This window comes from Campylobacter sp. IFREMER_LSEM_CL1890, assembly GCF_025772045.1.
Lineage (GTDB): Bacteria > Campylobacterota > Campylobacteria > Campylobacterales > Campylobacteraceae > Campylobacter_D > Campylobacter_D lari_D.
Genome location: NZ_JAKMRK010000008.1, coordinates 1 through 25878, shown reverse-complemented (window position 1 = coordinate 25878; position 25878 = coordinate 1). Strand labels below are relative to the sequence as shown.

Sequence of the window (25878 nt, the reverse complement as noted above, 5' to 3'; positions counted from 1 at the left end):
ATGCTTTTTGTTTTATTAGTATTAGCAATTCTTGCATTTTATTGGTATTATAAAACTTGGGGTAAAGATGATCTTTTAGGCTCTTTCAAAAAAGGAGCTAAAAGCTTCTCTCAAGGCTTTAAACAAGGCTATCATGAAGAAAGGATTGATGGCTTTAAAAGGAGATTAAACTATTATGTTATAGCGCTTTTAGCAAAAATAGCAAAAAGTGATGGTAGAGTTAGCGAGAATGAAGCAAACATGATCTCACAAATTCTTGATTATAATGCTAAAGATAAAAAAGAAAGAGATTTTTTAAAACAATGTTTTAATGAACATAAAAACACTTTAAATGATACTTTTGATATAGCCAAAGAGTTTATCAAAGAAGTGCCTTTACCACAACAAGAAAGAATTAATATTTTAAATGTCTTAGTAGCAATGGCTTTGATTGATGGAGAACTTAACAATACCAAAAAAGATGTCTTAAGAGCTATCATTAGAGCTTTTGAACTTGATGTAAATATACTTGAAAAACTTTTAAACTCTATGCAAACACAAAATACAGGTATGAATTTACAAAAGGCTTGTGAAATTTTAGGCTTAAATGAAAATGCAAACTTACAAGAGCTTAAAAAACGCTATAGAGAACTTGCCAAAAAATACCACCCTGATATTTTAAACGCAAACAATAGTGATGAAGAAAAAATCAAAGAAGGTGTTAAAAAATTTCAAGAAATTAATGAATCATATGAATTTTTAAAACAATATATAGAAAGGAAAAATTAATGAAAGCACTAATTAGTGTGAGTGATAAAGAAGGTGTTGTAGAATTTGCTAGCGAACTTACTAAATTAGGTTATGAGCTTTTATCCACCGGAGGTACTTATAAGCTTTTAAAAGAAAATAATTTACAAGTACAAGAAGTTAGTGAATTTACTCAAAGCCCTGAAATGTTTGAAGGGCGTGTTAAAACATTGCACCCAAAAATTCATGGTGGAATTTTATACAAAAGAGAAAATGAAGATCATCAAAAACAAGCCAAAGATTACAACATCGAAAGTATAGACTTGCTTTGTGTGAATTTATATCCTTTCAAAAAAACTACAATTTTAACCCAAGATTTTGATGAGATTGTAGAAAATATCGACATTGGTGGTCCTGCTATGATACGCAGTGGTGCAAAAAACTTTAAAAATGTCATTGTCGTTTGTGATATTTTAGACTATGATAAAATCATACAAGCTTTAAAAGATAATACCTTAGATCTTGATTTTAGAAGAGCATTGATGATCAAAGCTTATGAGCATACAGCAAATTATGATGCTTACATAGCAAATTATATGAATGAGCGTTTTAATGGTGGCTTTGGTGCAAGTAAATTTATCGTAGGTCAAAAAGTGTTTGACACAAGATATGGAGAAAACCCTCATCAAAAAGGTGCTTTATATGAATTTGATGACTTTTTCACACACAATTTTACAACCTTAAAAGGTGAAGCAAGTTTTAACAATCTAACCGATATTAACGCGGCTTTAAATTTAGCAAGTGCTTTTGATAAAGCTCCGGCAGTAGCCATTGTAAAACATGCAAATGCTTGCGGATTTGCCATAAAAGAAAACTTACTCCAAAGCTATATCCATGCTCTTAAATGCGATACCTTAAGTGCTTATGGTGGGGTTGTTGCTATCAATGGAACTTTAGATAAAGAATTAGCGCAAAAAATCAATGAAATTTATATAGAAGTTATTATTGCAGCAAATGTAGACGATGATGCTTTGGAAGTTTTTAAAGATAAAAAGCGTATTAAAATCTTTACACAAAAAGCGCCATTTTTAACTAGAGCTTATGATAAATATGATTTTAAGCACATAGATGGTGGTTTTGTATATCAAGATAGTGATGAAGTTAAAGAAGATGAATTAAAAAATGCGATTTTAAAAAGCGAAAGAAAAGCTAATGAACAAGAATTAAAAGATCTTGAAATAGCTATGAAAATTGCTGCATTTACTAAATCAAACAATGTAGTTTATGTAAAAAATGGAGCTATGGTAGCCATTGGTATGGGTATGACAAGTCGTATCGATGCAGCTAAAGCAGCTATTAATAAAGCCAAGGAAATGGGGCTTGATCTAAATGGTTGTGTTTTAGCAAGCGAAGCTTTCTTTCCATTTAGAGATAGTATAGATGAGGCTAGCAAAATAGGAGTAAAAGCCATCATTGAACCGGGTGGAAGCATAAGAGATGAGGATATCATCCAAGCTGCTAATGAGTATGGTATCGCATTATACTTTAGCGGCATAAGACACTTTTTACACTAATAAAAGGAGTTTTAAATGTTTAAGAGCATAGGCGCAAAAATATCTTTAGCAATGATTTCTACATTGCTAATTAGTTTTATTATCATGCAGATTATCTTACAAAAAGATTCTCAACAAACTACAGATAGAATCAGCCGTGCACATTTAGATACTTTAAGTACTTCTGTTTTTCAAACATTAAGAATGGCAATGAATTTGGGCGATCCTGCTATTATAGAACAAGCTATAAAAGATGCTGGTGAAATAGAAGGTATAAAAGATATTAAAATTTATCCTTCAAAAAGCACAGTTGAGCTCTTTGAAATACAACATTTTACAAAAAGTGATGAGAGTATTATCAACGAGCAATTTAACAAGCCAGAAATTAAAGCCGTTGAAATCAATAACGAACAAGGACATTATCTAAGACTTATACGCCCACTTATCGCCAATAAAGGTTGTCTTGCTTGTCATGCTAATGCTAAAGAAGGTGATGTTTTGGGTGTTATGGATATGTACAATGATTTAAAACATGTAGATGATGATTTGGCAAGTTCAGCTAGAACCTATATTATAATCTTTAGTGTTGCTTTACTTTTTACCGTTTTTGCTGTACTTTATATTTTAAAAATAGTTGTAGGTAATCCTGTTTTAGATCTTTTAAAACATGCCAAAGAACTAGCTAGCGGCGATGGAGATTTACGCGCAAGAATTAATATAAAAAGCACCGATGAAATAGGTAAAGCTTGCACCTACATCAACCAATTTATTGAAAAAATTCAAAATACAGTGATTTCTACTAATAAAAATTCTCAAATGGTAGATAAACAATCTAAACTTTTAAATGCTAATGCACTTGATCTAGCAAATAGAACTAAAGAAGGTCATACAAAAACTGATGAATCTTATCATTTAAGTGAGCAAATTCATACAGAATTACAAGATCTTGCTGAACTTTCAAATAACGCAAATAAAGCCAATACAAAATCTTTTGAAGTTTTAAACACTATGCTTGACTCATTAAATCAAGTAGTAGATAAGGTAAAAGTTGTAGCTGAAAATGAAGATATATTATCTCAAAAAGTAGAAGTTATGGAAAAACAAGCAGAAGAGATTAAAAAAGCTTCTGACATGATGGGAGAAATTGCTGATAAAACCAATCTATTATCTTTAAATGCAGGTATTGAAGCTGCGCGTGCTGGAGAATTTGGTCGTGGCTTTTCAGTTATTGCTGAAGATGTAAGAAATCTTGCTCAAAATTCAGAAGAATTTTTAAAAAATATTGCCATCGTAACCAAACAATTGGTAGATAGTATCAATGAAGTTTCCAAAGAGTTAAAACACAATGCTAACGAAATTAACTCTTTAAATCAAGATGCAAAAGAACTTGTAGAAGGAACCAATGAAGTAAAAGTTTGCAATGAAAATGCAAGAGATTTAGCAAATGCTTGCATGCAAAAAATTTCAAGCACACAAGAAACTTTGCAATCTTTGCTTGATAAAATGCAAGAAACGGTAAAATTAAGTGATAAAAATGAAGAAATTTCAAAAATTTTATTAGATGTTGCTCATGAGTTAAATATAGTTTGTCAAAATTTAGAGGATGAATTAAAACATTTTCATGTATAAATCAAAGGAGTATAAAAATGAAAAAAATAATCACATTAAGTATAGCGAGCTTAGCTATTTTTAGTGGGTGTTCTGTGGCAAATTTAAGTGTTGATGATTTACAAAATAAAGAATTTACTATAAGTTCTTATGAAGCTAATGGAAAAAATCATGAACTTCCTCAAAATACTAAAGCAAGCATTAGTTTTGATAATAAAGATAAAAGAGTTTTTGGTGTATCAGGATGTAATAGATTTTTTGGAAACTATAAAGATCAAGGAAGTAGTATCAAAATAGAAGATAATCTTGCTTCGACAAAAATGCTTTGCGATCAAGAATCTATGAAATTTGAAAACGACTTCTTAAGATATTTTAATGGAGAATTTCAAATTATTAGTGATGATGATGGAATTATTTTAGAAAATAAGAAAATGAAAATTTATTTAAAATAAGCCTCTAGGCTTATTTTAAATGCTCTAATATATTCTCACAAACCATTCTAGGTTCTTTTGCCTTATAAATAGGTCTTCCAACCACGATAAAATCTGACAGATTATCCTTAGCACACTGTATATCAGCTACTCTTTTTTGATCATCTAAATTTTCTTTAAAAGGACGAATTCCAGGAGTTAGTGTAATAAAATTTGTATTTGTATTTTCTTTAATCAATAAGCTCTCATATACCGAACAAACCATACCATCAAGACCGCTTTCATAGCTAATTTTAGAAAATTCCTTAACGGCTTGTTTGATATTTTGTCTATATATACTAAAAAATTCTTGCTCATCAAAACTAGTTAAAGCAGATACAGCAAGCACCAAAGGTCTTTTACTCAAAACACTTAAACGCTCCATAATCATACACATAGCACTTTTACCTGCACTTGCGTGGATATTAAACATATCCACATCAAGTTTAGCAAGCTCTTCGCAAGCATCTGCCATGGTATTTGGTATATCATAAAGCTTTAAATCTAAAAAGATTTTAAAATCATCCACTTTTTTAATCGCCTCTAAAAGCTTTACCCCATCTCTTAAATATGATCTAAGCCCTATTTTAACCCAAAGATCTAAACCTTTTAATTCTTTAGCCAAACTAATACACTCATCATAACTTGACACATCAAAAGCCACACAAAGTTTCATTGCTTTTCCTTGTTAATTTTATCCAACACCCCGTTGATAAATTTAGGAGCATTATCTCCTGCCATTTCTTTTGCAAGCTCTATAGCCTCATTAATGATAATCGCTTTTTGTGTAGAAGTAAATAAAATCTCATAAGTACCCAAACGCAAAATGGCCTTTTCTATACTAGCTACTCCATCTAATTTGTGCTCTTTCAAACACTCATTGATTTTCTCATCAAGCAAAGTAAGTTGCTCATTGATACCATTATATAAATCTAGAGTGAATTTTCTTTGGTCATTGCGAATTTTTTTCTCATCCAAAAATTCATTGATAAAATCTTTATTTTCTTGATTTAACTGTGCTGCATAAAGCAAAGAAACTATACTTTGTCTTACTTGGTGTCTAGTAGCCATTTTAAGCCTTAATTTTTTGGATTAAATTAAGCATTTCAACTACAGTAAGCATAGCTTCAAAACCCTTATTACCTGCTTTACTACCTGCTCTTTCTATGGCTTGCTCTAAAGTATCAGTTGTTAAAACTCCAAAACTTACAGGTATATTGGTTCCAAGCCCTACACTTGCTATACCTTTAGTAGTTTCAGCTGCTACATAATCAAAATGTGGTGTACTTCCACGAATTACTGCTCCAACACAACAAATTCCATCAAATTTTTTACTCTCACAAGCTTGTTTTAATGCAAAAGGAATTTCAAAAGCACCTGGCACTAAGATAAGACTTAAGTTTTCTTCCTTGCCCCCATGTCTTAAAAAAGCATCTTTAGCACCTTCAACTAAACGATCTGTGATGATATGATTAAATCTTGCATTGATAATCGCAATTTTCTCATCACCTTTTAAACTTAAATTTCCCTCTATTATCTTCATAATTTTCCTTTTCTAAATGATTTCTTGAATTTTTAAAAGCGTATTTACGCAGTTTTTAAGTCTTGAAAGATCAAGCATATTTGGTCCATCACATAAAGCTTTGCAAGGATCAATGTGCGTTTCAAAGAAAAATCCATCTACACCAACACTAGCAGCAGCTCTTGCTAATGGCTCTACAAATTCACTTTTGCCTCCACTACTTCCACCGTTTGCTCCTGGCATTTGCACACTATGAGTAGCATCAAAAATAACTGGAGCATATTTTCTCATGATAACCAAACTTCTCATATCTACGACCAAATTTCCATAACCAAAACTCGAACCTCTCTCAGCTACAAAAACTCCATTTTCTTTGGCTATTTCAAAACCTTCTTCATCAATGCCTCTAGTTTGTAAAATTTTAGCTACACTGTATTTAATATCTTCAGGATTTAAAAATTGCCCTTTTTTTACATTTACCTTGGCTTTTGTTTTAGCAGCAGCTACTAATAAATCAGTTTGCCTGCATAAAAAGGCAGGAATTTGTAAAACATCTACAACCTCAGCCGCAACACTCGCTTGAGAACTCTCATGAATATCAGTAAGAATTTGCATGCCAAATTTATCTTTCACTTTTTGCAAAATTTCCAAGCCTTTTTCAAGACCTGGCCCTCTAAAACTATTAATACTAGTTCTATTTGCTTTATCAAAACTTGATTTAAAATAAAAATCAATTCTACCATCTTTTAAAAAGCATTCAAGCTCTTGTGCAACTTTAAAAACAAGTTCTTCATTTTCTATTACACAAGGACCTGTTATTAGTATCATTTTTTTCATTATTTTTCCTTATTTTTTATTATTTTACTTTATTTTTTTCATTTTCTTCAAGCGGAAAAATGCAATTTAAGATAATAGCCGTAATCCCACCTGCTGCAATCCCTGAAGAAAATAAAGTTTTAAACCACATTGGCATAAATTCTAAAATATCAGGATTATTAGAAACTCCAAGCCCTATACCCAAACTCATAGCTATGATGATAATAGAACGACGATTTAAATTTTCCTTAGAAATAATCCTAACTCCCGTTGCAGCTATAGTACCAAACATTACTAAAGTTGCTCCTCCTAAAATAGGTTCTGGAATTTGCAAAGTAATATCAGCCACAATAGGAAACAAACCCAAAATCATCAACATAAAAGCTACAATAAATCCAACATATCGACTTGCAACACCTGTTAAAGCTATAACGCCATTATTTTGCCCAAAACATGAATTTGGAAAAGTATTAAAAAAGGCTGAAACAAAGGAATTAAAACCATTAGCCAAAACCCCGCCTTTTAATCTTTTTGCATAAAGTTCGCCTTTAACTGGCTGATTTGAAACTTCACTAGTAGCACTAATATCGCCGATAGTTTCTAAAGAAGTTACCATAAAAACTAAAATCAAAGGTAAAATAAGATTATAATCAATACTCAAACCATAATGTAAAGGATCGGGTAAAAACACTAAAGGTAAATTTTCATTAAAATTAAAACTAAAATTTTCAAAAGTCATAGCTACTAAAAGTCCTATTATCATAGCTATAAATAAAGAAGAAATTCTTATATAGGCATTATTAAAACGATTTAAAACAATAATACTTAAAATCACAACTCCGGCTAATAATAAATTTTGTAATGAGCCAAACTCACCACTTGCCTTAGCCGCAAATCCACCTCCTGCACTCACAAGGCCAACATTAATCAAACTAAGACCTATAATCATCACAACTATACCTGAAACCAAAGGCGAAATCACTCTTCTAATAAAAGGTAAAATTTGAGAAATAATCATTTCAGTAGTAGAACAAAGCATTAAAGTGCCAAAAATGGCTCCAAGCATTGCTTCTTGCGATAAACCATTATTTTTTAAAACAAGCCCACCTAAAATAATAGGTGCAACAAAATTAAAACTAGTCCCTTGAATAGATAAAAGTCCACTCCCTATAGGACCCCAAGTTTTAATCTGCAAAAGCGAAGCAACGCCTGAAGCAAAAAGCGACATACAAATAATTCTAGCCGTATTAGTATCATCTATCCCAAGTCCTTTGCAAATTAATAAAGCAGGTGTAATCACAGCAACAAACATAGCCATTAAATGCACTAATGCAGCAAAAAATGCCTTAGCAAAAGGTGGTCTATCTTCTAAACCATAAATTAAATCTGTTTTATTTTCCATTTTTCTTTCCTTTTGTTTGCTTACTAACCAAAATAATTCCTCCTAAAATAATGCTAAAAATTCCTATAAAAACCATTAAGCTAGGAAATTCATCTCCTAATAATATGCCCAAAAATAAAGTAAAAACTACATCTATATAGCTAACCCCCGCAACAACTCCTGCCTTTTTTGCTACTCCATAAGCTTTAGTAACATGAATTTGATACATTGCTCCAAAAATTCCCATCAAAACAATAAAAATCCAAGCTTTAAGACTAGGCATAACAAAAGGAGCAATTAAAAAATCAAGCTCTTTTATTTCATAAAAAGAACCTACAATCATAGACATTAAAGGCATCAAAGTACCAATTAAAACAAAAGATAAAGCTATAAATGGCGCTGGGTATGATTTTCTAAGCTCTCTTACGCTAGTTAGCGCCAAGGCTGCACAAAAACCGCTTAAAATTCCTAAAATACTATTTTTTAAATCAAAACCTGAATGCGTAGTGCTATCTGCAAAAGGCTGACAGATTAATAATACTCCTATAAAAGCAATCAAAATCCCAAAACAAGCTTTTAATCCCAAACTTTCTTTAAAAAACAAAAAAGCAATCAAAGCTATAAAAATAGGCGCTGTTTTTTGAAAAGCAAAAGCCCCACCTAATGAAATATTAGAAACATTATAAAAGAAAAGATATAAAGCGATCGTTCCTATAATACCTCTAAAAATAAGCAGTCCAAGATGTCCGCCACTTTTATGAAAATTTAATTTTGAAAGCGCATAAAGCATAAAAGCTGTGCCTATAATATTTCTAAAAAACATAATTTCAATCGATGATAATTCTTCACTAAGAATTTTTGCACAAGCACCTACAAATGCAAATTCTATAGAAGCAATAATCATAAAATATATACCTAAATTCTTTTTAACTATTCTTAACATATAAATTCCATATAAAATTCCTGTTATTTTAGTCTTTTTTGCTTAATTTTAAGGCAATTTTTATATAATCACAAATAAAAATTTAAAAAATGAGTATTAATGCAAAGTATTATTTTAATAGGAAAACCAAATGTTGGCAAATCAAGTCTTTTTAATAGACTTGCAAGAAAGCGCATTGCAATAACTAGTGACATAAGTGGAACTACAAGAGATACTAATAAAATAGAAGTAGAAATTGATGGCAAAAAAGCTTTGTTGATAGATAGCGGCGGGCTTGATGAGAGTAATGAGCTTTTTAAAAATATCAAAGCAAATTCGCTTAAAGCTGCTAAAAATAGTGATATTATCTTTTATATGGTGGATGGAAAATTTTTACCTGATGATGAAGATAAAGCTTTTTTTTATGAAATGAAAAAACTCAACAAACCCATAGCTTTAGTAATCAATAAAGTCGATAACAAAAAAGACGAAGAAAGATCTTGGGAATTTTCTAATTTTGGAGTAAAAGAAGTTTTTAATATCTCTGTAACACATAATATAGGCATTGATGAGCTTTGTATGTGGGCTAGTAAGTTTTTAGATGAAAGTTATTTAAATGCAGATGAAGAAGAAGACTTTGAAAGTTATTTAGAAAATTTTGATGAAAATAGCGGAGATTTTAAGCTAAAAACTATTAATGAAAATCATATTAAAGTGGGAATTATCGGCAGGGTTAATGTAGGAAAATCAAGTCTTTTAAATGCTTTAGTAAAAGAAGAACGTAGCGTGGTAAGCGATATAGCAGGCACTACAATTGATCCTGTTAATGAAAGCATTATGCATAAAGATAAAATCATCGAATTTGTAGATACCGCAGGTATTAGAAAACGCGGGAAAATACAGGGTTTAGAGCGTTATGCACTTAATAGAACTGAATATGCCCTAGCCAATGCTCAAATTGCACTTTTAGTACTTGACGCAGCTGAAGGTTTTAACGAACTTGATGAGCGTATCGCAGGGCTTGCTGCTAAACATTGTTTAGGTGTGATTATCGTACTTAATAAATGGGATAAAAGCGAACTTGATTTTGATAAAACTTTAAAAGAATTAAAATTAGATCGTTTTAAATTCCTAGCTTATGCACCTGTTGTAAGCGTATCAGCTTTAAGTGGAAAAAGAATACATGTGCTTTTGGATAAAATTTTAGAAGTTTTTGCAAATTTCACCCAAAAAATTCCAACAGCAAAATTAAATGCTTTGGTAGAAGAAGCCACAAGAGCCCACCCGCTACCACATGATTATGGTAAATTAGTGAAAATTTATTATGCGGTTCAATACGACTTAGCACCTCCAAAAATAGCTCTAATTATGAATAGACCAAAAGCTTTACATTTTAGTTATAAACGATATTTACAAAATCAAATTAGAAAACAATTTAACTTTGAAGGTGTACCTTTAATTTTAGCTTCAAGAAAAAAAGGTAGCAAAGATGAGCAAGAAAACTAACCTCCTTTTTGTAGGATTTATGGGCTGTGGTAAAACAACTATAGCAAGGGCTTATGCAAAAAAATATGATAAATTCTTTTTAGATACAGATGTTTTAATCAAAGAAAAATTTAATCTTGAAATTAGTGAATTTTTTAAAACATATGGAGAAAAAAAATTTCGCAAAGAAGAAAAAAAACTTGTTTCGTTTTTAACTTATGTGCAAAATTGTTCTATTGCAAGCGGTGGTGGCTTCATAGAACAAAAAAAAATAAAAAATATTGGTACTATCGTTTACTTAAAAGCAAGTTTTGATTATCTCTTGCAAAGACTAAATAAAGAAGAATTGGCCACAAGACCCTTATTTTCAAACACAAACAATGCTAAAATACTATTTGATCAAAGAATCAAAAAATATGAAAAAAAAGCAAATATCATTATAAATATTGAAAACAAAAATATCCAAGAAATAATTAAAGAAATCAAAAAAGAGGTAAAATGAGAATTATTACAGGATTACAGCCAAGTGGGGATTTACATATAGGAAATTATTTTGGCTCTATAAAACAAATGCTAAATATGCAAGAAGAAAATCAAATGTATATGTTTATAGCAAACTATCATGCTATGACTTCAAATTTTAATGGAGAAAAACTTAAACAAAATTCACTCAAAGCTGCGGCAGCTTTTTTAAGTTTAGGAATTGATCCACAAAAAAGCGTATTTTGGTTACAAAGTGATGTAAAAGAAGTAATGGAGCTTTATTGGATTCTTTCTCAATTTACCCCAATGGGACTTTTAGAAAGAGCACATAGCTATAAAGATAAAATTGCCAAAGGTTTAAATGCCAACCATGGGCTTTTTTCTTACCCTGTTTTAATGGCTGCAGATATTTTACTTTTTAATGCTCAAGTAGTTCCTGTAGGTAAAGATCAAATTCAACATGTTGAAATAGCAAGAGATATAGCCTTAAAAGTAAATAACGAATGGGGTGAAATTTTTACCCTACCTCAAGCTAAAGTTAATGATGAAGTTGCAGTAGTACCTGGTACTGATGGAGCCAAAATGAGCAAGTCTTATCAAAACACAATCGATATTTTTAATACACCAAAAGCTATTAAAAAACAAATTTCTTCCATTGTTACAGATAGTACAGCTTTAGAAGATCCAAAAGATTGGCAAAATTGTAATGTATTTAAAATCGCAAAATTGTTTTTAGACAAAACAAAACAAGAAACTTTAAAAAGCCGTTATGAAAAAGGTGGTGAAGGCTATGGGCATTTTAAAATATATTTAAATGAAATCATTAGTGAGTATTTTGCCTCGGCTAAGGAAGAATATGAAAAATTACTAGCTAATCCTTCTAAAATCGATGAGATTTTAGAATTTGGAGCAAGCAAAGCAAAAAAACAAGCCCGAGAAACAATGGAAAAAATTTATGCTAAAATAGGACTATAAAAGGAGTTAGAATGTTAGATTTAAAACTTTTGCAAAATAATTTTGATGAAATTGCGCAAAAACTAAAAGCTAAAAAAGTAGATGAAAATTTACTCAAAGAACTTAGCGACTTATTTATAAATTTAAAAAAAGAAAAAGCACTTTTGGAAGAATTTCAAGCTTTTCAAAATAAATTTAGTAAAGAGCTTGCAACAACACAAGATAAAGAAAGCTTAAAAGTACAACTAAGCCAAAATAAAGAAAAAATCAATACTCAGTCAAAAATCGTTAGCACGCTAGAAGAAAAACTAGAACAAATTGCCCTAGCAATACCAAATATCCCTGATGATTGCGTGCCTTTTGGAGAAGATGAAGATGAAAATGTAGAATTAAAAAAAGTTCTAACACCTCCTAGTTTTGATTTTGAAATCAAAGAACATCATGATTTGGGAGAAAAATTAAACTGGCTTGATTTTACAAGAGGGGTTAAAATCTCACAAAGTCGTTTTTGTGTGCTTAAAAATGAAGGAGCTTTACTAAGTAGAGCCTTGGTAAATTATATGATTGATTTTAATAGAAGTAGAGGTTTTGAGCTAGTCAATGTACCATTTTTAGTAAATAGCGCAACCATGTATGGCACAGGACAGCTTCCTAAATTTAAAGATGATATGTATAAGGTAGAAAATGATGATTTATATCTCATCTCAACTTCTGAAATTCCTGTAACTAATCTTTATTCTAATGAAATTTTAACTCAAGAAGAACTACCCTTAAAAATGACCTGCTATAGTGCTTGTTTTAGACAAGAAGCAGGAAGCGCGGGTAGAGATACAAGAGGTATTATAAGGCAACATCAATTTGAAAAAGTAGAGCTTGTTAGTATATGTAAGCCTGATCAAAGTGAATTGATGTTTGAAGAAATGTTAAATTGCGCCAGTGATTTACTAAGCTCTTTGGGTCTAGCACATAGGCATTTAATGCTTTGCACGGGAGATTTGGGCTTTTCTGCTGCGAAAACAGTAGACTTAGAAGTATGGCTTCCATCGCAAAACAAATACCGTGAAATTAGCTCTGTGTCAAATTGTAAAGATTTTCAAGCAAGACGCGCAAAGATCCGTTTTAAAAACGATAAGGGCAAAAATGAATTAGTTCACACACTTAATGGTTCTTCACTAGCTGTTGGTAGAACCTTGGTAGCTATTATGGAAAATTATCAAGAAAAAGATGGAAATATAAGAATTCCTGATGCATTAAGAAAATACTTTTAAGAGAAAACATGGCCGAAGAAGTAACACTTAAAGAACAAGATAATCAAGAAAAAGCTTTTTCAGAGATTGATGAAAATCCAGGAGTGGAAGAACAAACTATCCCTCCTGGCACAATACCTCCTGAATTAGAGGAAGAAGAAAGTACTTTTCAAAGAGTAGAGGAAGAACCTCAAGCATCACAACCTGAAGAAAAGAAAAAGCTTTTTGATAAAAAATTTCTTATTTTGATTTCAACACTTGGTGCTCTTGCTCTAATTTTATTTATTATTTTAGTTTTACTTCTTGTTTTTAAAGAAGATAAAAAAGTAATCACAAATAATCCAATTTTAGAAGATAATGTTAGTACAAGTATCACAAAGGTGAAACAATCTGCTTTAGATCTTGTAGTACAAAAGGCAAATTTATTATATGAAAAAGGTGATATAGAAAGTGCTTTAGAGCTTTATAATAATATTAATATTTTCAATCAATCTTTATCAAGTTATAATCTTGGTGTAGCTCAAATGAAACAAAAAGATTATATTAGTGCTGTTGAGAATTTCAAACAATCTTTAGAATTAGAAGAACACAAAGTTGCAGCAGCTATTAATATAGCTGTGTGTTATTTTAATCTAGGCGATAAAGAGAAATTTAAATATTATCTTGATTTAGCAAGAGTACATTTACCACAAGATTCTAAATCTTCTTTGTATGATTATTATCTAGGATTAATTAATTACTATCAAGGATTTTATCCAGAGGCTTTACAAATGTTCATGCGTTCAAGTAATATCAACAGCTATCAAGGGGAGTCTTATTACCTTGGGGCAAAAATTTACGCATTATTAAAATCTGATCAAAACGCCATTAATCTTCTGCAAAAGCAACAAGATTATGAAGCAAGCTTACCCTTAGGTTTATTATATGCAAAACTGGGAGAATATAAAAAAGCTAAAGAATATCTTGAAAAAGCATCAAAAATAGAAAATCAAGCCATAAGAAGCAAAATGGCTCTAGCTTTAGTAGAATTAAAAACAGGCCAATTTGACAATGGTGCACAAATTTTAAAAACTTTATATGTAAAAGATAGAGCTATTGGCTCAAAATACTATAACATAAAAACAAGACTAAAAAGAAATTTTTCAAATATTGATATAGCGCAGCAACATTTTGCCAAAAGTTTAATCACAGGAAAACAACAAATTTATGATTTACTTTTTTATTTTTCACCTTATCGCGTTTTTGATATAAAACAAAGCATGGAACTCATCACAAAAGCTGATTTGGGAAATTTCATACAAGGGTATGAGTATGAAAATGAATTGCTTGTTAAAAGCAAAGCTTTATCAGGCGTTAATGTGGAATTATCTCATGCTATCAATCTAGCTTTTAATTTTCATCTAAGAGAAGCAAATCAAGAATTTAAAAATTTAAGTGAAATTTATCATGCTCACGATGTAATTCATTATAATCTTGCTTTAACTTATGCACAACTGCAAGATTATAATAATGCATATAAACATTTTTCAACTGCTTATCATTTAAATCCAAAAAATTATATTGCAGGTATTTTTGCCATATATTGCATGGATTTAGTAAAAAAAGATTATACCAAACTTGCTAATGAACTTTTGGAAAATTTACAAGCAGATAATAATATCGATCAAAATCATAATATCTATAAATATTTACTACATCTAGTTAAAAGTGACTTTACTGCTATGATTCCTTATTTAGACAACCTTTCAAATAGCAAAAATACTCCTTTAGAACTAATGTTTGCTATAGTAGCTGCTAATGGCAATAATCTTGAAATTTTAAGAAATCAAAAAATAAAAGAATTAAAAGATTTGCTCGGTGAGGATATTATTAGCAATATTTTATATTTTAATTCTAAAAACACAAATCTTGATATTAAAGAGTATGCCAAACAAGCACAAATGTATTTTTTAACAACCAAGCTTGATTATAATTCTTTATTTGGTGGAGCTGGTATAGTTAAAGACAGCTATGTGACACTTATGCAAATTACAGGCTTATTAAATCATGTTAGAAATGACATAAAAAAAAGACTTGCTATGAGTAATAAAAATTCCATCGGGCTGATTTTTGCTCTAGCTTATGTTGATATTTTTGCTAAAGAATACCAAGAAGCATATACGCTTTACAATATCTTAATAGATGATTATAAAATCAAAGATGCACAAACTTTATTTTTAGCCGCAGTAGCAGCGATAGGTTCTAATAATCCAAATTCAGCCATAGCTTTACTAGAGCTTGCAAAATTAGAAAATGAAGAAACCTTAGAAGCAAGACTTGCACTAGGACTATTATATCATGAAGTCCAAAATTTAGAACCTGCTATGTTTCAATATGAAAAAGTAGGAAATAATTTTGAAAGTAAATTTTTTACTTTTGATATTAAAAATTAGTATTTTCATAAAATAAGAAAATACTAATTGACCATCAAAAAAAATATAATTATAAATTACAAATTAGATTATTATAAAATATACATGAGATTAAATTTACAAAGTGGCTCCGGATGTAGGATTCGAACCTACGACCAATCGGTTAACAGCCGACTACTCTACCGCTGAGCTAATCCGGAACATCAATAAATAAGAAATGATATTATATAAGAAAAAAACTTTTTTGTCAAGATTTTTTATAAAAAATTACGCTTTTTTGTAAAATTTTACTCCTGCTAAATTTTCTACAACAATTTTTCGTTCTTTAATTAATTTTTCTAATATATCTTTACTATGCTGACTAAATTTGTTTTCTATGTCAAATTCACTTTGTGCTCTAAGCTGCAGCATCTTCAAGAGCTCTTGGATATTAAAATCAATTTTTTCACCTTTGTAATAATGTTTAGCAAGCACAACAGGCACACTAGTGATATACATACTTAATTCTTCCAACTTTTCCAAAGATATACCTTTAACAGGATACGCAGGCGGTCTATCTATAGTGCTAAAATCCACTCTTGATGGTCTTATCTTGTCAAATGCCTCATTTAAAGCCAACATCTCATCTTTGTTATCATTCAATCCCTTGACAATTAAAACTTCCATAACAAGCTCACCCAAAAATTTCTCTCTAAAGGCGATCATTTGTTCTATCATTGTTTCAAGTTTTATTTGCTTTAAAGCCCTATCAACTCTATAAAAAGTTTTTTCCATTGCACTATCAAGACTAAATTTAACTACATCAATATACATTAAAGCATCAAAAATATCCGAATTTAAAACTCCACTACCATTGCTTAGGATTAAGAGTTTTTTATCTTGTTTTATTTTATTTAATTCATAAACTAATTCTTTTAAATGAGGATATAAAGTAGGCTCACCATTTGCAGTTAATGTTAAAAAGTCAAATTGCACATTACCTTTCAATACACTTTGTACTTCATCGATAATATTTTTTATTTTAGGATAAATTAAAGATTTTTCCAAAGGTTTTGCAGCTTGTAATTCACAATAAACGCAGTCAAAATTACATTGTTTTTGATTTGGACTTAAATCAATTCCCAATGAAAGTCCAAATCTTCTTGAACTTATAGGCCCAAAAGTTATTTTACTCACTTTTTAGATTTCTCTTGAACTAGCTTGATAAAATATTTAGCATTATCAACAGGAATATCAGGTAAAATTCCATGTCCGAGATTAAAAATATGCGCACTATCTTGCATAATATTTAAAATTTTATCCACACCCTGTTCAATAGCTTTTTTATCATAGAGTCTGCAAGGCTCCATATTACCCTGCAAAGTATATTTAGCGCCTAGTTTTTCCTTAGCCAACTCTAAAGGGGTACTCCAATCTACTCCAAAGACATCAAAATTTCCATTTATATCATCTAAGAACCCACTTACCCCTTTAGGAAATAAAATCACAGGAATATGCGGATATTTTTCCTTTATAAAATCAGCAATTTCAAGCATATATTTAAAAGAAAACTCAAAAAACATTTCTTTTTCTAAAGCACTTGCCCAACTATCAAATATCTGTATAGCATTAGCACCTGCTCTAATTTGCTCTTGAATATAATACTTTAAAACAAAAGTAAGTTTAGATAAAATTTGATGTAAAAATTCAGGATTTTGATAAACTATTTTTTTACACTTTGCATAATTTTTACTACTACCACCCTCTATCATATAAGTAGCAATAGTCCAAGGACTTCCACAAAAACCAATCAAAGCTTTATCTTGTGTAAGTTTTTCTCTAGTAAATGCTAGTGCATCATAAATATAAGAAAGGTTTTTAATGCTTTTTTCAACATCTAATCTTTCCAATTCTTCTTTTGTTTTAATAGGATTTGAAAATATAGGGCCCTCGCCTTTTTCAAATTTTAAATCCATACCCATTTCTAAAGGTACTACCAAAATATCTGAAAAAATAATAGCTGCATCAACACCCAAAATATCTACTGGTTGTAAGGTAACTTCACTCGCTTTTTTATAATCTTTACAAAGTGATAAAAAATCTCCAGCACTTGCTCTAACCTGCATATATTCAGGTAAATATCTTCCTGCTTGGCGCATCATCCAAACTGGAGTATAAGGGGTTGACTTTTTAAAACATGCATCAATAAAAATCATTTTTATTCCTTATTTTAATGATCACTTTTGTGTAAAAAATAAAGTCCTATACAAAGAGCTAAAATAGAACCTGCAAGATAAGTCATATCCAAAACCGTATTTAGTTGCATTTGTAAAATTCTTTGGAAAAAATTTACAACTAAAACCATAATAATAACTTTTGCAAGTTTATCTTTTAGTTGATCTAAACTGTGCACTTCTAAAACTTTTGACTGTTTAGTTTGTTTAAATTCTTCTATTTCACTAATAAAAAGTTCATAAATTCCAAAAGAAAATATAAATAAAACTAAAGCCATTAAATATAAATCTACAGCCCCTATAATCAAACCAACAATATCCTCATGCAAATCTACCGTAGAATTAGGTAACATAAAATACTCAAATACATATTTTAAAACTTTAATCACATCATAACTTGCAATAAAAAATAAAACAAAAGCTCCTATAAGGCCAAAAATTACAGGCAAAATAGTGACTAAACGGCTCTTAACCAATAAATTCTCAAAAAATCTTTCTAACATTTTTCTCCTTTTTAAACCAATTCTAACCATTTTTGTGCAATACGCACTGCATTTGTAGCAGCTCCTACACGAATTTGATCAGCCACGCACCATAAGTGTAAAATATTTTTATGATTAATATCGCGTCTAATTCTTCCTACATAAGTTTCATTAGCATCGCTTGTAAAAAGTGGCATAGGATATTTTTTATTTTCTACATCATCAATCACAACAACACTTGGTGCTTTAGAAAGTATCTCTCTAACCTTAACAACATCAACATCTTTTTCAAAATGCATAGTAATAGCTTCACTATGACTTCTAAGCACAGGAACTCTTACGCAAGTTGCTGAAATTTCAAGTTTTTTATGCAATATTTTTTGCGTTTCATTTACCATTTTTAATTCTTCTTTAGTGTAGCCATTTTCACTAAAAACATCAATTTGAGGAATTAAATTTAAAGCTAAGGTATATGGAAAAGTTTTTGCCTCAAATTCATCTAATTTAAAAGCAAAAAAACTTTGCATTCCTTGAACTAATTCTTCCATACCTTCTTTACCTGCACCACTTGCTGCTTGATAAGTACTTACATCTACCCTTTTTAGATTAAATACATCATCAAGTGGTTTTAAAACATGCACCATTTGTATAGTAGAGCAATTTGGATTAGCAATAATTCCTGTTTTTTCCCAATCTTTAATATCTTCGCTATTGCATTCAGGAACTACCAAAGGAACATTTTCATCCATTCTAAAATGACTAGTATTATCAATCACTACAGCACCACACTCTACTGCGTATTTTGCATACTCAGCACTTATGTTTCCTCCGGCACTAAAAAAAGCAATATCTACAGGATTTTCTTTAAAAACATTTGGAGTTAATTCTTTTACTTTATAACTTTTTCCTCTAAATTCTACTTCACTACCTGCGCTTTTTGCACTTGCTAATGGTAAAATACTTTCAACCGGGAAATCAAGCTCATCCAAAACATTTAAAAGCTCTTCTCCGACTGCTCCAGTTGCACCTACAATGGCTATTTTTTTCATCATCCATCCTTTTTAAGTAATATTGTATTTTTTCATTTTTTCACTAAAAATTTTCTCACTCATCCCTATAAGCTTAGCTGCTTCTGCAATATCTTGCGAATTTTTTAAAGCTTCTAAAATCAATTCTTTTTCAAGATTTTTAATATCTTTACTTTTTCTACTTTCTAAGAATAAATCTTGAGTGCTAATCTCATCATTTTCACTTAAAATACAAGCTCTTTGTATAATAGAAATCAACTCTCTAATATTACCTGGAAAATCATAAGCTAGCAAAGCATCTTGTGCTTCTTGATTTAAAGTTTTTTCATTAAAATCGTATTCTTTACATGTATCAAGTAATACCTTTTGTGCAATTTGCAAAATTTCTTCTTGACGCTCTCTTAGTGGTGGTATATTAATAGGAATAGTATTAAGCCTATAATATAAATCTTGTCTGAATTCATTATCTGCAATCTTTTTTTCTATATGAGCATTAGTTGCACTAATAATTCTTACATCAATCTTTATACTCTTAGTACTTCCTAATCTTGTAATTTCTTTTTCTTGCAAGGCTCTTAATAATTTTGCTTGAATTTCATAAGGCATTTCACCTATTTCATCTAAAAACAAAGTGCCTTCATTAGCGAGCTCAAACAACCCTATTTTAGTAGTATTAGCATCGGTAAATGCACCTTTTTCAAAACCAAAAAGCTCACTTTCTATCAAATTTGATGGAATTGCTGCCATATTAATAGCCACAAAAGGTTTTTGTGCTCTTTTTGAATTTTTATGCACAAAATTTGCAAAAACTTCTTTACCTACCCCACTTTCTCCAAAAAAAAGCACACTTGCATCTGTCTTAGCAGCCTTAGTAGCCAATTTTAAACAATCTTCCAAAGCTTTAGAAGTGCCATAAAAATCTTGATTTTCTTCTTTTTTAATAGTCTTTTTATTTGTTTTTTTAGAAGTCTTTTCTTGGATTATTTTTGCACGTTTTATCGCAGTTACTAAAGTATTAATATCAAATGGTTTTACTAGAAAATCTTTTACTCCAAGTCTTACTGCTTCTATGGCACGATTTAGTGTTGCATTACCTGTGATAATAATAAAATCATATTTATTCTCACAAGCTTGCACAAATTCAATACCATCCATACCCGGCATATTAATATCTGTAATAATCAAATCAACATCATCATTTAGTTTTTTTAAAGCTTCAGTTGCTGATTTATAAGATTTTATAGCAAATTCTTCATACTCACTCAAAGCAATTTCAAGTGATTTTCTCATATTTATATCATCTTCAACTATAACTAAATTCATTTCAAACCTTAAGCTAAAATACCTTTTTTGGGACCACTTTTACCATGGCATTCTTTATATTTTTTACCGCTACCGCAAGGACAAGGTGAATTTCTAGGTACTTTAGTAATTTGTGCTTCACCGTTTTCATCAACACCACTTTCTGTGGTATTAGCTAAAAACTGCTCATTTTGCTCATGGCTTTTTTCTTCAAAATTTTGTGCTTCTTTTTGAGTAAAAACTACATTAAATAACAATTTTAAACTATCAAATTTAACACGCTCAACAAGCTCCATGAAAAGATTATAACTTTCTTTTTTATATTCTACTAAAGGATCTTTTTGATTATAACTTCTTAAACCTATACCAGTTTTTAAAACATCCATTTGGTACAAATGCTCTCTCCATAGATTATCCAAAATTTGAAGATATAAGATTCTTTCAATTCTTCTAGCTTCCTTATCATCAATAATACTCATTTTATCTTTGTAAGCTTTTTCTAAAATTTCACTTAATTTATTTTCTACTTCAATTACACCTAAATCTTTAAAATCAGCTTCGCTAAGCTCAAGATTACACTCATAACTTACTTTTTGCTTTAAGCTTTCAAAATGCTTAACATCATCTTCAAGTTCTGCATTTAAATAAATTTGGCTTACTAAGTGATTACTATACTCAGCAATATTTTTTAAAATTTTATCTTGCAAGTCAAATTCTTCATCTAATAATTCATTTCTATAATTATAAATAGTCTTTCTTTGTTCATTCGCCACATCATCATATTCAAGCAAGTGTTTTCTGCTTTCAAAATGCAAGCTTTCAACTTTTTTTTGCGCATTCTCAACAGCTCTTGTAACAATACGACTTTCTATATGCTCACCCTCTTCTATACCTAATCTTTCCATGATATTTTTAATGCGATCACCACCAAAAATTCTTAAAAGATTATCCTCTAAACTTAAGTAAAATCTACTTACACCAGGATCACCTTGACGTCCTGCACGACCACGAAGTTGATTATCTATTCTTCTACTTTCATGGCGTTCAGTTCCTATAATATAAAGCCCTCCTAAAGCTCTTATTTCATCATCTATTTTTATATCAACCCCACGACCTGCCATATTAGTAGCTATAGTCACTGCACCTTTTTTACCCGCATCTTGAATAATCAAAGCTTCTTGCTCGTGATTTTTAGCATTAAGCACATGATGAGGAATGCGTTCTTTTACAAGCATATTATGAAATACTTCACTTCTTTCAATACTTGCAGTTCCCACTAAAACTGGCTGACCCTTTGCATTTGCTTTTTTTATCTCTTCAATAACTGCTTTAAATTTTTCTTCTTGAGTTTTATAAATCAAATCATCTTTATCTATTCTTGCAATTGGTATATTTGTAGGTATAGAAACTACATCTAAATTATAAATTTGAGAAAATTCCGTTGCCTCAGTTTGTGCAGTACCTGTCATGCCTGCTAACTTTTTATACATTCTAAAATAATTTTGGAAAGTAATATCTGCTAAAGTTTGACTTTCTTCCTGAATTTTTACCCCTTCTTTAGCTTCTAATGCTTGGTGTAAACCATCACTAAAGCGTCTTCCCTCGCTTAATCTTCCCGTGAATTCATCAACAATTACAACTTCTTTATCTCTTAATACATAATGCACATCTTTTTCAAATAAATTATGCGCTTTTAAAGCCTGATCAAGCTGATGGGCTAATATTGCATTATCTAAGCTATATAAATTTTCTACTCCAAATAATTTTTCAGCCTTAGAAATTCCAACCTCTGTAATCATAATAGTTCTATTTTTCTCATCGACAACAAAATCACCACTTGGCAATTCTTGAGGAGTAGTAGCTGCTTGGCCTTTTTGCATTTGTTTTGCTACTTCATTTGCTTTAACATAGCCGTCTAAAGTTCTATTTGTAGGTCCACTTATGATAAGCGGAGTTCTTGCTTCATCTATTAAAATACTATCTACTTCATCAACTATAACAAAATTATGCTCTCTTTGTACTTTTTCAAGCTTTGAAAATTTCATGTTATCGCGTAAATAATCAAAGCCAAATTCATTATTTGTACCATAAGTTATATCACACTCATAAGCTTTTTTATGTGCCTCATCGCTATTTTGCTCTGAAAGTATCACACCTACACTAAAACCTAAAAAATTATAAATAGCACTCATTTGCTCTGCATCTCTTTTAGCCAAATAATCATTTACGGTAACCACATGCACACCCTTACCACTCATAGCATTTAATACAACAGGTAAAGTTGCAACCAAGGTTTTACCTTCCCCAGTTTTCATTTCAGCAATTTTTCCATCATGTAAAACCATACCACCAATTAATTGCACATCAAAATGACGCATATTAAGAGTTCTTTTTCCTACTTCTCTAACTATCGCAAAAACATCATTCAATATTTGATCTAAAGTTTTTTCTTCTTTTTGAATTTGTGTTTTAAATTCTATAAATACTTGTTTTAATTCATCATCGCTTAAATTTTGGTATTTTGATTCTAAAGCATTAATTTGTGCAACCCTCTTTAAATATTTTTTTACTTCTCGATCATTTTTTGTGCCAAATATTGCTTTAAATACACTAGAAAACATTTTTTTACCTTTAATTACAAAAATATATGCTAGATTATACCTTGAATTTAATTAGAACTATATAAAAAGTTTTGTTTGGATAAATTTTATATAATTTACAAAATTTTTAAAGGATAATTATGAGATATTTTATATTTTTAATGTTATTTGTTTGTAGTATTTTTGCTTTTGATATAAATTTTAAAAATTTTAGTAGTGATTTTGAACAAAAGGTGCAAAGCAATAATTCTTCGCTAAATTATAAAGGAAATTTTATCATTACTCAAAATAAAGCATTTTGGAATTATACTAAACCAAATAAAAAACAAATTTATATCAATCACAAAGAAGTTATTATCATAGAGCCTGAGTTAGAACAAGCTATTTATACTCAATTGCAAAATTTACCAAATCTTCAAGAAATTTTTAAAAATGCAAAATTAATATCTCATGAAAATTATGAAGCAAAATACGAAAATATCACATATAATATCAAACTAAAAAATGATAATCTTAGTAATATTTCTTATAAAGATGAGTTGGGAAACTTAGTTAGTATTTATTTTTATAATCAGAAATTTGATCAAAATATCAACGAAAATATTTTTATACCAAAAATCCCAAGCCATTTTGATATTATTCAATAATCAAAATGGTATTTCATTAAACAAATCTTGCTGTTCTTTACTTGGAGCTAACATTTGCATTTGAGTTTTTTCCATGGTTTTTAAAATCATATCCATAGCCTCTTTACTTGTGTTAGTATCTTGATTAAAACTTTTATTATCATCTTTATCATTGTTGTTTATTTGATCGGTATTTATATCTTTTGATTGAGTATTATTTTGATCCGTATTTTTTGCAACTTTGGAATTATCTTGAATTTCCTTTTGTTTGATAGTTTTTATTATATTGTCATCTTTTTTTTCCAAATCATTTATAAAACGCTTAAATTCTTCCAAGTCAAACTTAGCTACCGAATTAATTTTTAAAATATAAATATTTTTAATTTGAGTTTTATATTTTTTATTACTAAATTTAAGCAAGGTTTCTTTAAAATTATTTTTACCAACTTCTGTAAATAAATCTTCATAAAAATAACTGGATACAATAGTGTTTAAAGCATCTATAATTTTCTTTTGATCTAAATTTTCTCCCTCAAAATCTAAATTCATTTCAATTTTTTTTAAAGTATTATTTCCAACCTTTGAATATAAATCAGTTCTAAAATTTTCTATACTCAAGGAACTAGCATGGATATTAAAAAACATTAAAAGCAAAACTATAATCCATTTCATATTATCTCCTCGTCTTCTTCTAAATCTATAAATTTTTCTTGTAAATAAAATTTTTTCACTTCTTTATCGGTTTTTAAAATTCTTAAAAAATAATCCTCAAAAGGCATTTTATAATTATATATGATTTTTAAATTGCAAGGATTAATGGCCCTTGATAAACATACATATAATTGTCCTTTTTCAAAAATTCCATCAATATCACATATAAGCTTATCTATACTCATACCTTGAGATTTATGGATTGTTATAGCATAAGCTAACTTTATCGGAAACTGAATAAATTTTGCTTTTACTTTTACTTCTAATTTTTCTTCATCATCTAAATTATATTCTTCCAAAATATACTCATAAACCTTTAATCGCAAATTCTCACCATTACTTTTTTCTATTAAAATATATTCTTGCTCATCATCTTTTATAAAATCTAAAATAATTCCTTGTTCTCCATTGTAATAATTTTCCTCTTTATTATTTACACAAAAAATAATCTTAGCGCCTATTTTTAATTTTAACTCCTCTAAAGAATTTAATCCTTTAATCCACTGCTCATAAATTTTATCATCTAAAGTATGATCTAATTTTTCCATTCTTGATTTAAATATTTTTTCTTTACCTTGTAAAAGATTTAATTTTTTAGCATTTATACAATTAGCTTTTTTATTTGTAGCACACAATAGGGTATATTCATCCATATACTCAAGCAAATCTTTTGGATAAAATAACATTTTTTTAAAAAAACTTAGTATTTCTTGATTTACTTTACCAATTCTAAGAAAAAATAAATATTCATAAAATTGTTTATCCAAAGTTCTTTTAGTAATACTAAGCTTTAAATTGACAAATTTTAAATCATTCCAAGCTTGAGAAGAAAAAGCATATAGAGTATTTTGAAATAAAGTGTTTTGATTCTCTTTGTAGTTTATTACAGGTGGAAGTTGAAAAAAATCACCGACTAATAAAATTTTGCCACTAAAGTCACTTCTTGTTAATCTATAATAAATCATTTCCATCAATGAAGCACTCACCATAGAGATTTCATCAATAACCAACAAATCACATTGCTTTAAAATTCTCTTTAATTTTTCTATTTTATCCCTTTGCTTTCTATCTTCATAATATAACTCATCATAATTTTGACATCTTTTAAAGGCAAAAAAACTATGTAAAGTAACTCCACCTATATTAAATGCACTTAATCCAGTAGAACCCAACACAACAACAATTCTACCTTGTTTTCTATATAATTTAACAAGTTCTGTAGTTAAGAATGATTTACCAACTCCAGCAGAACCACTTAGAAATATATTATTATCTTTTAAGAAAAAATATAATTTATTTAACATCATCTTAATATTATATTATAATCTACTAAAACTC

Annotated in this window: 24 protein-coding genes and 1 tRNA gene; 10 read left to right on the top strand and 15 right to left on the bottom strand. The window is 29.6% G+C overall.

The window, feature by feature from the left end:
* From L8W57_RS05210 to L8W57_RS05195, 4 genes are read left to right on the top strand one after another with little or no spacing between them, the layout of a single operon-like run.
* A complete protein-coding gene (locus tag L8W57_RS05210; RefSeq protein ID WP_133319317.1) occupies window positions 1–768 on the top strand; it encodes a DnaJ domain-containing protein in 768 nt (255 codons plus the stop codon).
* Entirely contained in the window at window positions 768–2300 is a 1533-nt protein-coding gene (gene purH / locus L8W57_RS05205; RefSeq protein WP_133319318.1) for a bifunctional phosphoribosylaminoimidazolecarboxamide formyltransferase/IMP cyclohydrolase, read from the top strand. Before L8W57_RS05210 ends, purH begins: the two co-directional genes overlap by 1 nt.
* Window positions 2301–2315: 15 nt before the next feature.
* Entirely contained in the window at window positions 2316–3908 is a 1593-nt protein-coding gene (locus tag L8W57_RS05200; protein ID WP_133319319.1) for a methyl-accepting chemotaxis protein, read from the top strand.
* 17 nt (window positions 3909–3925) lie between these two features.
* Window positions 3926–4339 (top strand): META domain-containing protein, encoded by a 414-nt coding sequence (locus tag L8W57_RS05195; protein ID WP_133319320.1) that lies wholly within the window; start codon window positions 3926–3928, stop codon window positions 4337–4339.
* Window positions 4340–4349: 10 nt separating this feature from the next.
* On the opposite strand, the gene pyrF is transcribed toward L8W57_RS05195, so the two are convergent.
* From pyrF to L8W57_RS05165, 6 genes are read right to left on the bottom strand one after another with little or no spacing between them, the layout of a single operon-like run.
* Window positions 4350–5033 carry an orotidine-5'-phosphate decarboxylase gene (gene pyrF / locus L8W57_RS05190; RefSeq protein WP_133319321.1) on the bottom strand — a complete coding sequence of 228 codons (684 nt, stop codon included), beginning with the start codon at window positions 5031–5033 and terminating at the stop codon, window positions 4350–4352.
* On the bottom strand, window positions 5030–5428 hold the full coding sequence (gene nusB, locus L8W57_RS05185; RefSeq protein ID WP_133319322.1) for a transcription antitermination factor NusB: 399 nt from the start codon (window positions 5426–5428) through the stop codon (window positions 5030–5032). Before nusB ends, pyrF begins: the two co-directional genes overlap by 4 nt.
* 1 nt (window position 5429) lies before the next feature.
* Window positions 5430–5900 carry a 6,7-dimethyl-8-ribityllumazine synthase gene (ribE, locus tag L8W57_RS05180; protein WP_039628154.1) on the bottom strand — a complete coding sequence of 157 codons (471 nt, stop codon included), beginning with the start codon at window positions 5898–5900 and terminating at the stop codon, window positions 5430–5432.
* A 12-nt stretch (window positions 5901–5912) separates the two neighbouring features.
* A complete protein-coding gene (gene kdsA / locus L8W57_RS05175; protein ID WP_133319323.1) occupies window positions 5913–6716 on the bottom strand; it encodes a 3-deoxy-8-phosphooctulonate synthase in 804 nt (267 codons plus the stop codon).
* Between the two features lie 19 nt (window positions 6717–6735).
* Window positions 6736–8097 carry a uracil-xanthine permease family protein gene (locus L8W57_RS05170; protein ID WP_133319324.1) on the bottom strand — a complete coding sequence of 454 codons (1362 nt, stop codon included), beginning with the start codon at window positions 8095–8097 and terminating at the stop codon, window positions 6736–6738.
* Window positions 8087–9019: a DMT family transporter gene (locus L8W57_RS05165; protein ID WP_133319325.1), complete on the bottom strand. Its 933-nt coding sequence runs from the start codon at window positions 9017–9019 to the stop codon at window positions 8087–8089. The genes L8W57_RS05170 and L8W57_RS05165 overlap by 11 nt, the downstream gene beginning before the upstream one ends.
* 99 nt (window positions 9020–9118) lie before the next feature.
* On the opposite strand from L8W57_RS05165, the gene der reads away from it, so the two are divergent.
* Genes der through L8W57_RS05140 form a run of 5 tightly spaced genes read left to right on the top strand, consistent with a single transcriptional unit; the run spans window position 9119 to window position 15599 of the window.
* Window positions 9119–10504 carry a ribosome biogenesis GTPase Der gene (der, locus tag L8W57_RS05160; protein WP_133319326.1) on the top strand — a complete coding sequence of 462 codons (1386 nt, stop codon included), beginning with the start codon at window positions 9119–9121 and terminating at the stop codon, window positions 10502–10504.
* A complete protein-coding gene (locus L8W57_RS05155) occupies window positions 10488–10985 on the top strand; it encodes a shikimate kinase (protein WP_133319327.1) in 498 nt (165 codons plus the stop codon). Before der ends, L8W57_RS05155 begins: the two co-directional genes overlap by 17 nt.
* Complete coding sequence (gene trpS / locus L8W57_RS05150; protein WP_133319328.1) at window positions 10982–11941, top strand: tryptophan--tRNA ligase; 960 nt, start codon at window positions 10982–10984, stop codon at window positions 11939–11941. The genes L8W57_RS05155 and trpS overlap by 4 nt, the downstream gene beginning before the upstream one ends.
* A gap of 11 nt (window positions 11942–11952) precedes the next feature.
* Window positions 11953–13188: a serine--tRNA ligase gene (gene serS / locus L8W57_RS05145; RefSeq protein ID WP_133319329.1), complete on the top strand. Its 1236-nt coding sequence runs from the start codon at window positions 11953–11955 to the stop codon at window positions 13186–13188.
* Window positions 13189–13196: 8 nt separating this feature from the next.
* Entirely contained in the window at window positions 13197–15599 is a 2403-nt protein-coding gene (locus L8W57_RS05140) for a tetratricopeptide repeat protein (RefSeq protein WP_133319330.1), read from the top strand.
* 104 nt (window positions 15600–15703) lie between these two features.
* Here the strand turns inward: L8W57_RS05140 and L8W57_RS05135 are convergent.
* The 7 genes from L8W57_RS05135 to secA all read right to left on the bottom strand — a co-directional run bounded on the left by L8W57_RS05135 (window position 15704) and on the right by secA (window position 23224).
* A tRNA-Asn gene (locus L8W57_RS05135) sits at window positions 15704–15778 on the bottom strand.
* Between the two features lie 67 nt (window positions 15779–15845).
* A complete protein-coding gene (locus tag L8W57_RS05130; protein WP_133319331.1) occupies window positions 15846–16754 on the bottom strand; it encodes a radical SAM protein in 909 nt (302 codons plus the stop codon).
* A complete protein-coding gene (gene hemE / locus L8W57_RS05125) occupies window positions 16751–17773 on the bottom strand; it encodes a uroporphyrinogen decarboxylase (RefSeq protein ID WP_133319332.1) in 1023 nt (340 codons plus the stop codon). The genes L8W57_RS05130 and hemE overlap by 4 nt, the downstream gene beginning before the upstream one ends.
* Before the next feature lie 14 nt (window positions 17774–17787).
* The gene (locus tag L8W57_RS05120) at window positions 17788–18294 is read right to left on the bottom strand and encodes a YqhA family protein (RefSeq protein ID WP_087699510.1); all 507 of its coding nucleotides are present in this window, start codon (window positions 18292–18294) and stop codon (window positions 17788–17790) included.
* Window positions 18295–18305: 11 nt separating this feature from the next.
* Entirely contained in the window at window positions 18306–19325 is a 1020-nt protein-coding gene (locus L8W57_RS05115) for an aspartate-semialdehyde dehydrogenase (protein WP_263662155.1), read from the bottom strand.
* Between the two features lie 9 nt (window positions 19326–19334).
* Complete coding sequence (locus L8W57_RS05110; protein WP_133319334.1) at window positions 19335–20624, bottom strand: sigma-54-dependent transcriptional regulator; 1290 nt, start codon at window positions 20622–20624, stop codon at window positions 19335–19337.
* 8 nt (window positions 20625–20632) lie between these two features.
* Window positions 20633–23224, bottom strand: a complete 2592-nt coding sequence (gene secA, locus L8W57_RS05105) for a preprotein translocase subunit SecA (protein ID WP_263662154.1) — start codon at window positions 23222–23224, stop codon at window positions 20633–20635.
* Window positions 23225–23343: 119 nt separating this feature from the next.
* Here secA and lolA point away from each other — a divergent pair, with 119 nt between their 5' ends.
* A complete protein-coding gene (gene lolA / locus L8W57_RS05100) occupies window positions 23344–23850 on the top strand; it encodes a LolA-like outer membrane lipoprotein chaperone (RefSeq protein WP_263660561.1) in 507 nt (168 codons plus the stop codon).
* Here the strand turns inward: lolA and L8W57_RS05095 are convergent, their stop codons facing one another.
* Window positions 23851–24501, bottom strand: a complete 651-nt coding sequence (locus L8W57_RS05095) for a flagellar basal body-associated FliL family protein (RefSeq protein ID WP_133319337.1) — start codon at window positions 24499–24501, stop codon at window positions 23851–23853.
* Window positions 24498–25844 carry an ATP-dependent DNA helicase gene (locus tag L8W57_RS05090; RefSeq protein WP_263662153.1) on the bottom strand — a complete coding sequence of 449 codons (1347 nt, stop codon included), beginning with the start codon at window positions 25842–25844 and terminating at the stop codon, window positions 24498–24500. Before L8W57_RS05090 ends, L8W57_RS05095 begins: the two co-directional genes overlap by 4 nt.
* Between the last annotated feature and the right edge of the window lie 34 nt (window positions 25845–25878).

Coding starts and splice junctions, on each gene's coding strand:
- L8W57_RS05210 (WP_133319317.1), top strand. CDS start 1: ATGCTTTTTGTTTTATTAGTATTAGCAATTCTTGCATTTTATTGGTAT.
- purH (WP_133319318.1), top strand. CDS start 768: ATGAAAGCACTAATTAGTGTGAGTGATAAAGAAGGTGTTGTAGAATTT.
- L8W57_RS05200 (WP_133319319.1), top strand. CDS start 2,316: ATGTTTAAGAGCATAGGCGCAAAAATATCTTTAGCAATGATTTCTACA.
- L8W57_RS05195 (WP_133319320.1), top strand. CDS start 3,926: ATGAAAAAAATAATCACATTAAGTATAGCGAGCTTAGCTATTTTTAGT.
- pyrF (WP_133319321.1), bottom strand. CDS start 5,033: ATGAAACTTTGTGTGGCTTTTGATGTGTCAAGTTATGATGAGTGTATT.
- nusB (WP_133319322.1), bottom strand. CDS start 5,428: ATGGCTACTAGACACCAAGTAAGACAAAGTATAGTTTCTTTGCTTTAT.
- ribE (WP_039628154.1), bottom strand. CDS start 5,900: ATGAAGATAATAGAGGGAAATTTAAGTTTAAAAGGTGATGAGAAAATT.
- kdsA (WP_133319323.1), bottom strand. CDS start 6,716: ATGAAAAAAATGATACTAATAACAGGTCCTTGTGTAATAGAAAATGAA.
- L8W57_RS05170 (WP_133319324.1), bottom strand. CDS start 8,097: ATGGAAAATAAAACAGATTTAATTTATGGTTTAGAAGATAGACCACCT.
- L8W57_RS05165 (WP_133319325.1), bottom strand. CDS start 9,019: ATGTTAAGAATAGTTAAAAAGAATTTAGGTATATATTTTATGATTATT.
- der (WP_133319326.1), top strand. CDS start 9,119: ATGCAAAGTATTATTTTAATAGGAAAACCAAATGTTGGCAAATCAAGT.
- L8W57_RS05155 (WP_133319327.1), top strand. CDS start 10,488: ATGAGCAAGAAAACTAACCTCCTTTTTGTAGGATTTATGGGCTGTGGT.
- trpS (WP_133319328.1), top strand. CDS start 10,982: ATGAGAATTATTACAGGATTACAGCCAAGTGGGGATTTACATATAGGA.
- serS (WP_133319329.1), top strand. CDS start 11,953: ATGTTAGATTTAAAACTTTTGCAAAATAATTTTGATGAAATTGCGCAA.
- L8W57_RS05140 (WP_133319330.1), top strand. CDS start 13,197: ATGGCCGAAGAAGTAACACTTAAAGAACAAGATAATCAAGAAAAAGCT.
- hemE (WP_133319332.1), bottom strand. CDS start 17,773: ATGATTTTTATTGATGCATGTTTTAAAAAGTCAACCCCTTATACTCCA.
- L8W57_RS05120 (WP_087699510.1), bottom strand. CDS start 18,294: ATGTTAGAAAGATTTTTTGAGAATTTATTGGTTAAGAGCCGTTTAGTC.
- L8W57_RS05115 (WP_263662155.1), bottom strand. CDS start 19,325: ATGATGAAAAAAATAGCCATTGTAGGTGCAACTGGAGCAGTCGGAGAA.
- L8W57_RS05110 (WP_133319334.1), bottom strand. CDS start 20,624: ATGAATTTAGTTATAGTTGAAGATGATATAAATATGAGAAAATCACTT.
- secA (WP_263662154.1), bottom strand. CDS start 23,224: ATGTTTTCTAGTGTATTTAAAGCAATATTTGGCACAAAAAATGATCGA.
- lolA (WP_263660561.1), top strand. CDS start 23,344: ATGAGATATTTTATATTTTTAATGTTATTTGTTTGTAGTATTTTTGCT.
- L8W57_RS05095 (WP_133319337.1), bottom strand. CDS start 24,501: ATGAAATGGATTATAGTTTTGCTTTTAATGTTTTTTAATATCCATGCT.
- L8W57_RS05090 (WP_263662153.1), bottom strand. CDS start 25,844: ATGTTAAATAAATTATATTTTTTCTTAAAAGATAATAATATATTTCTA.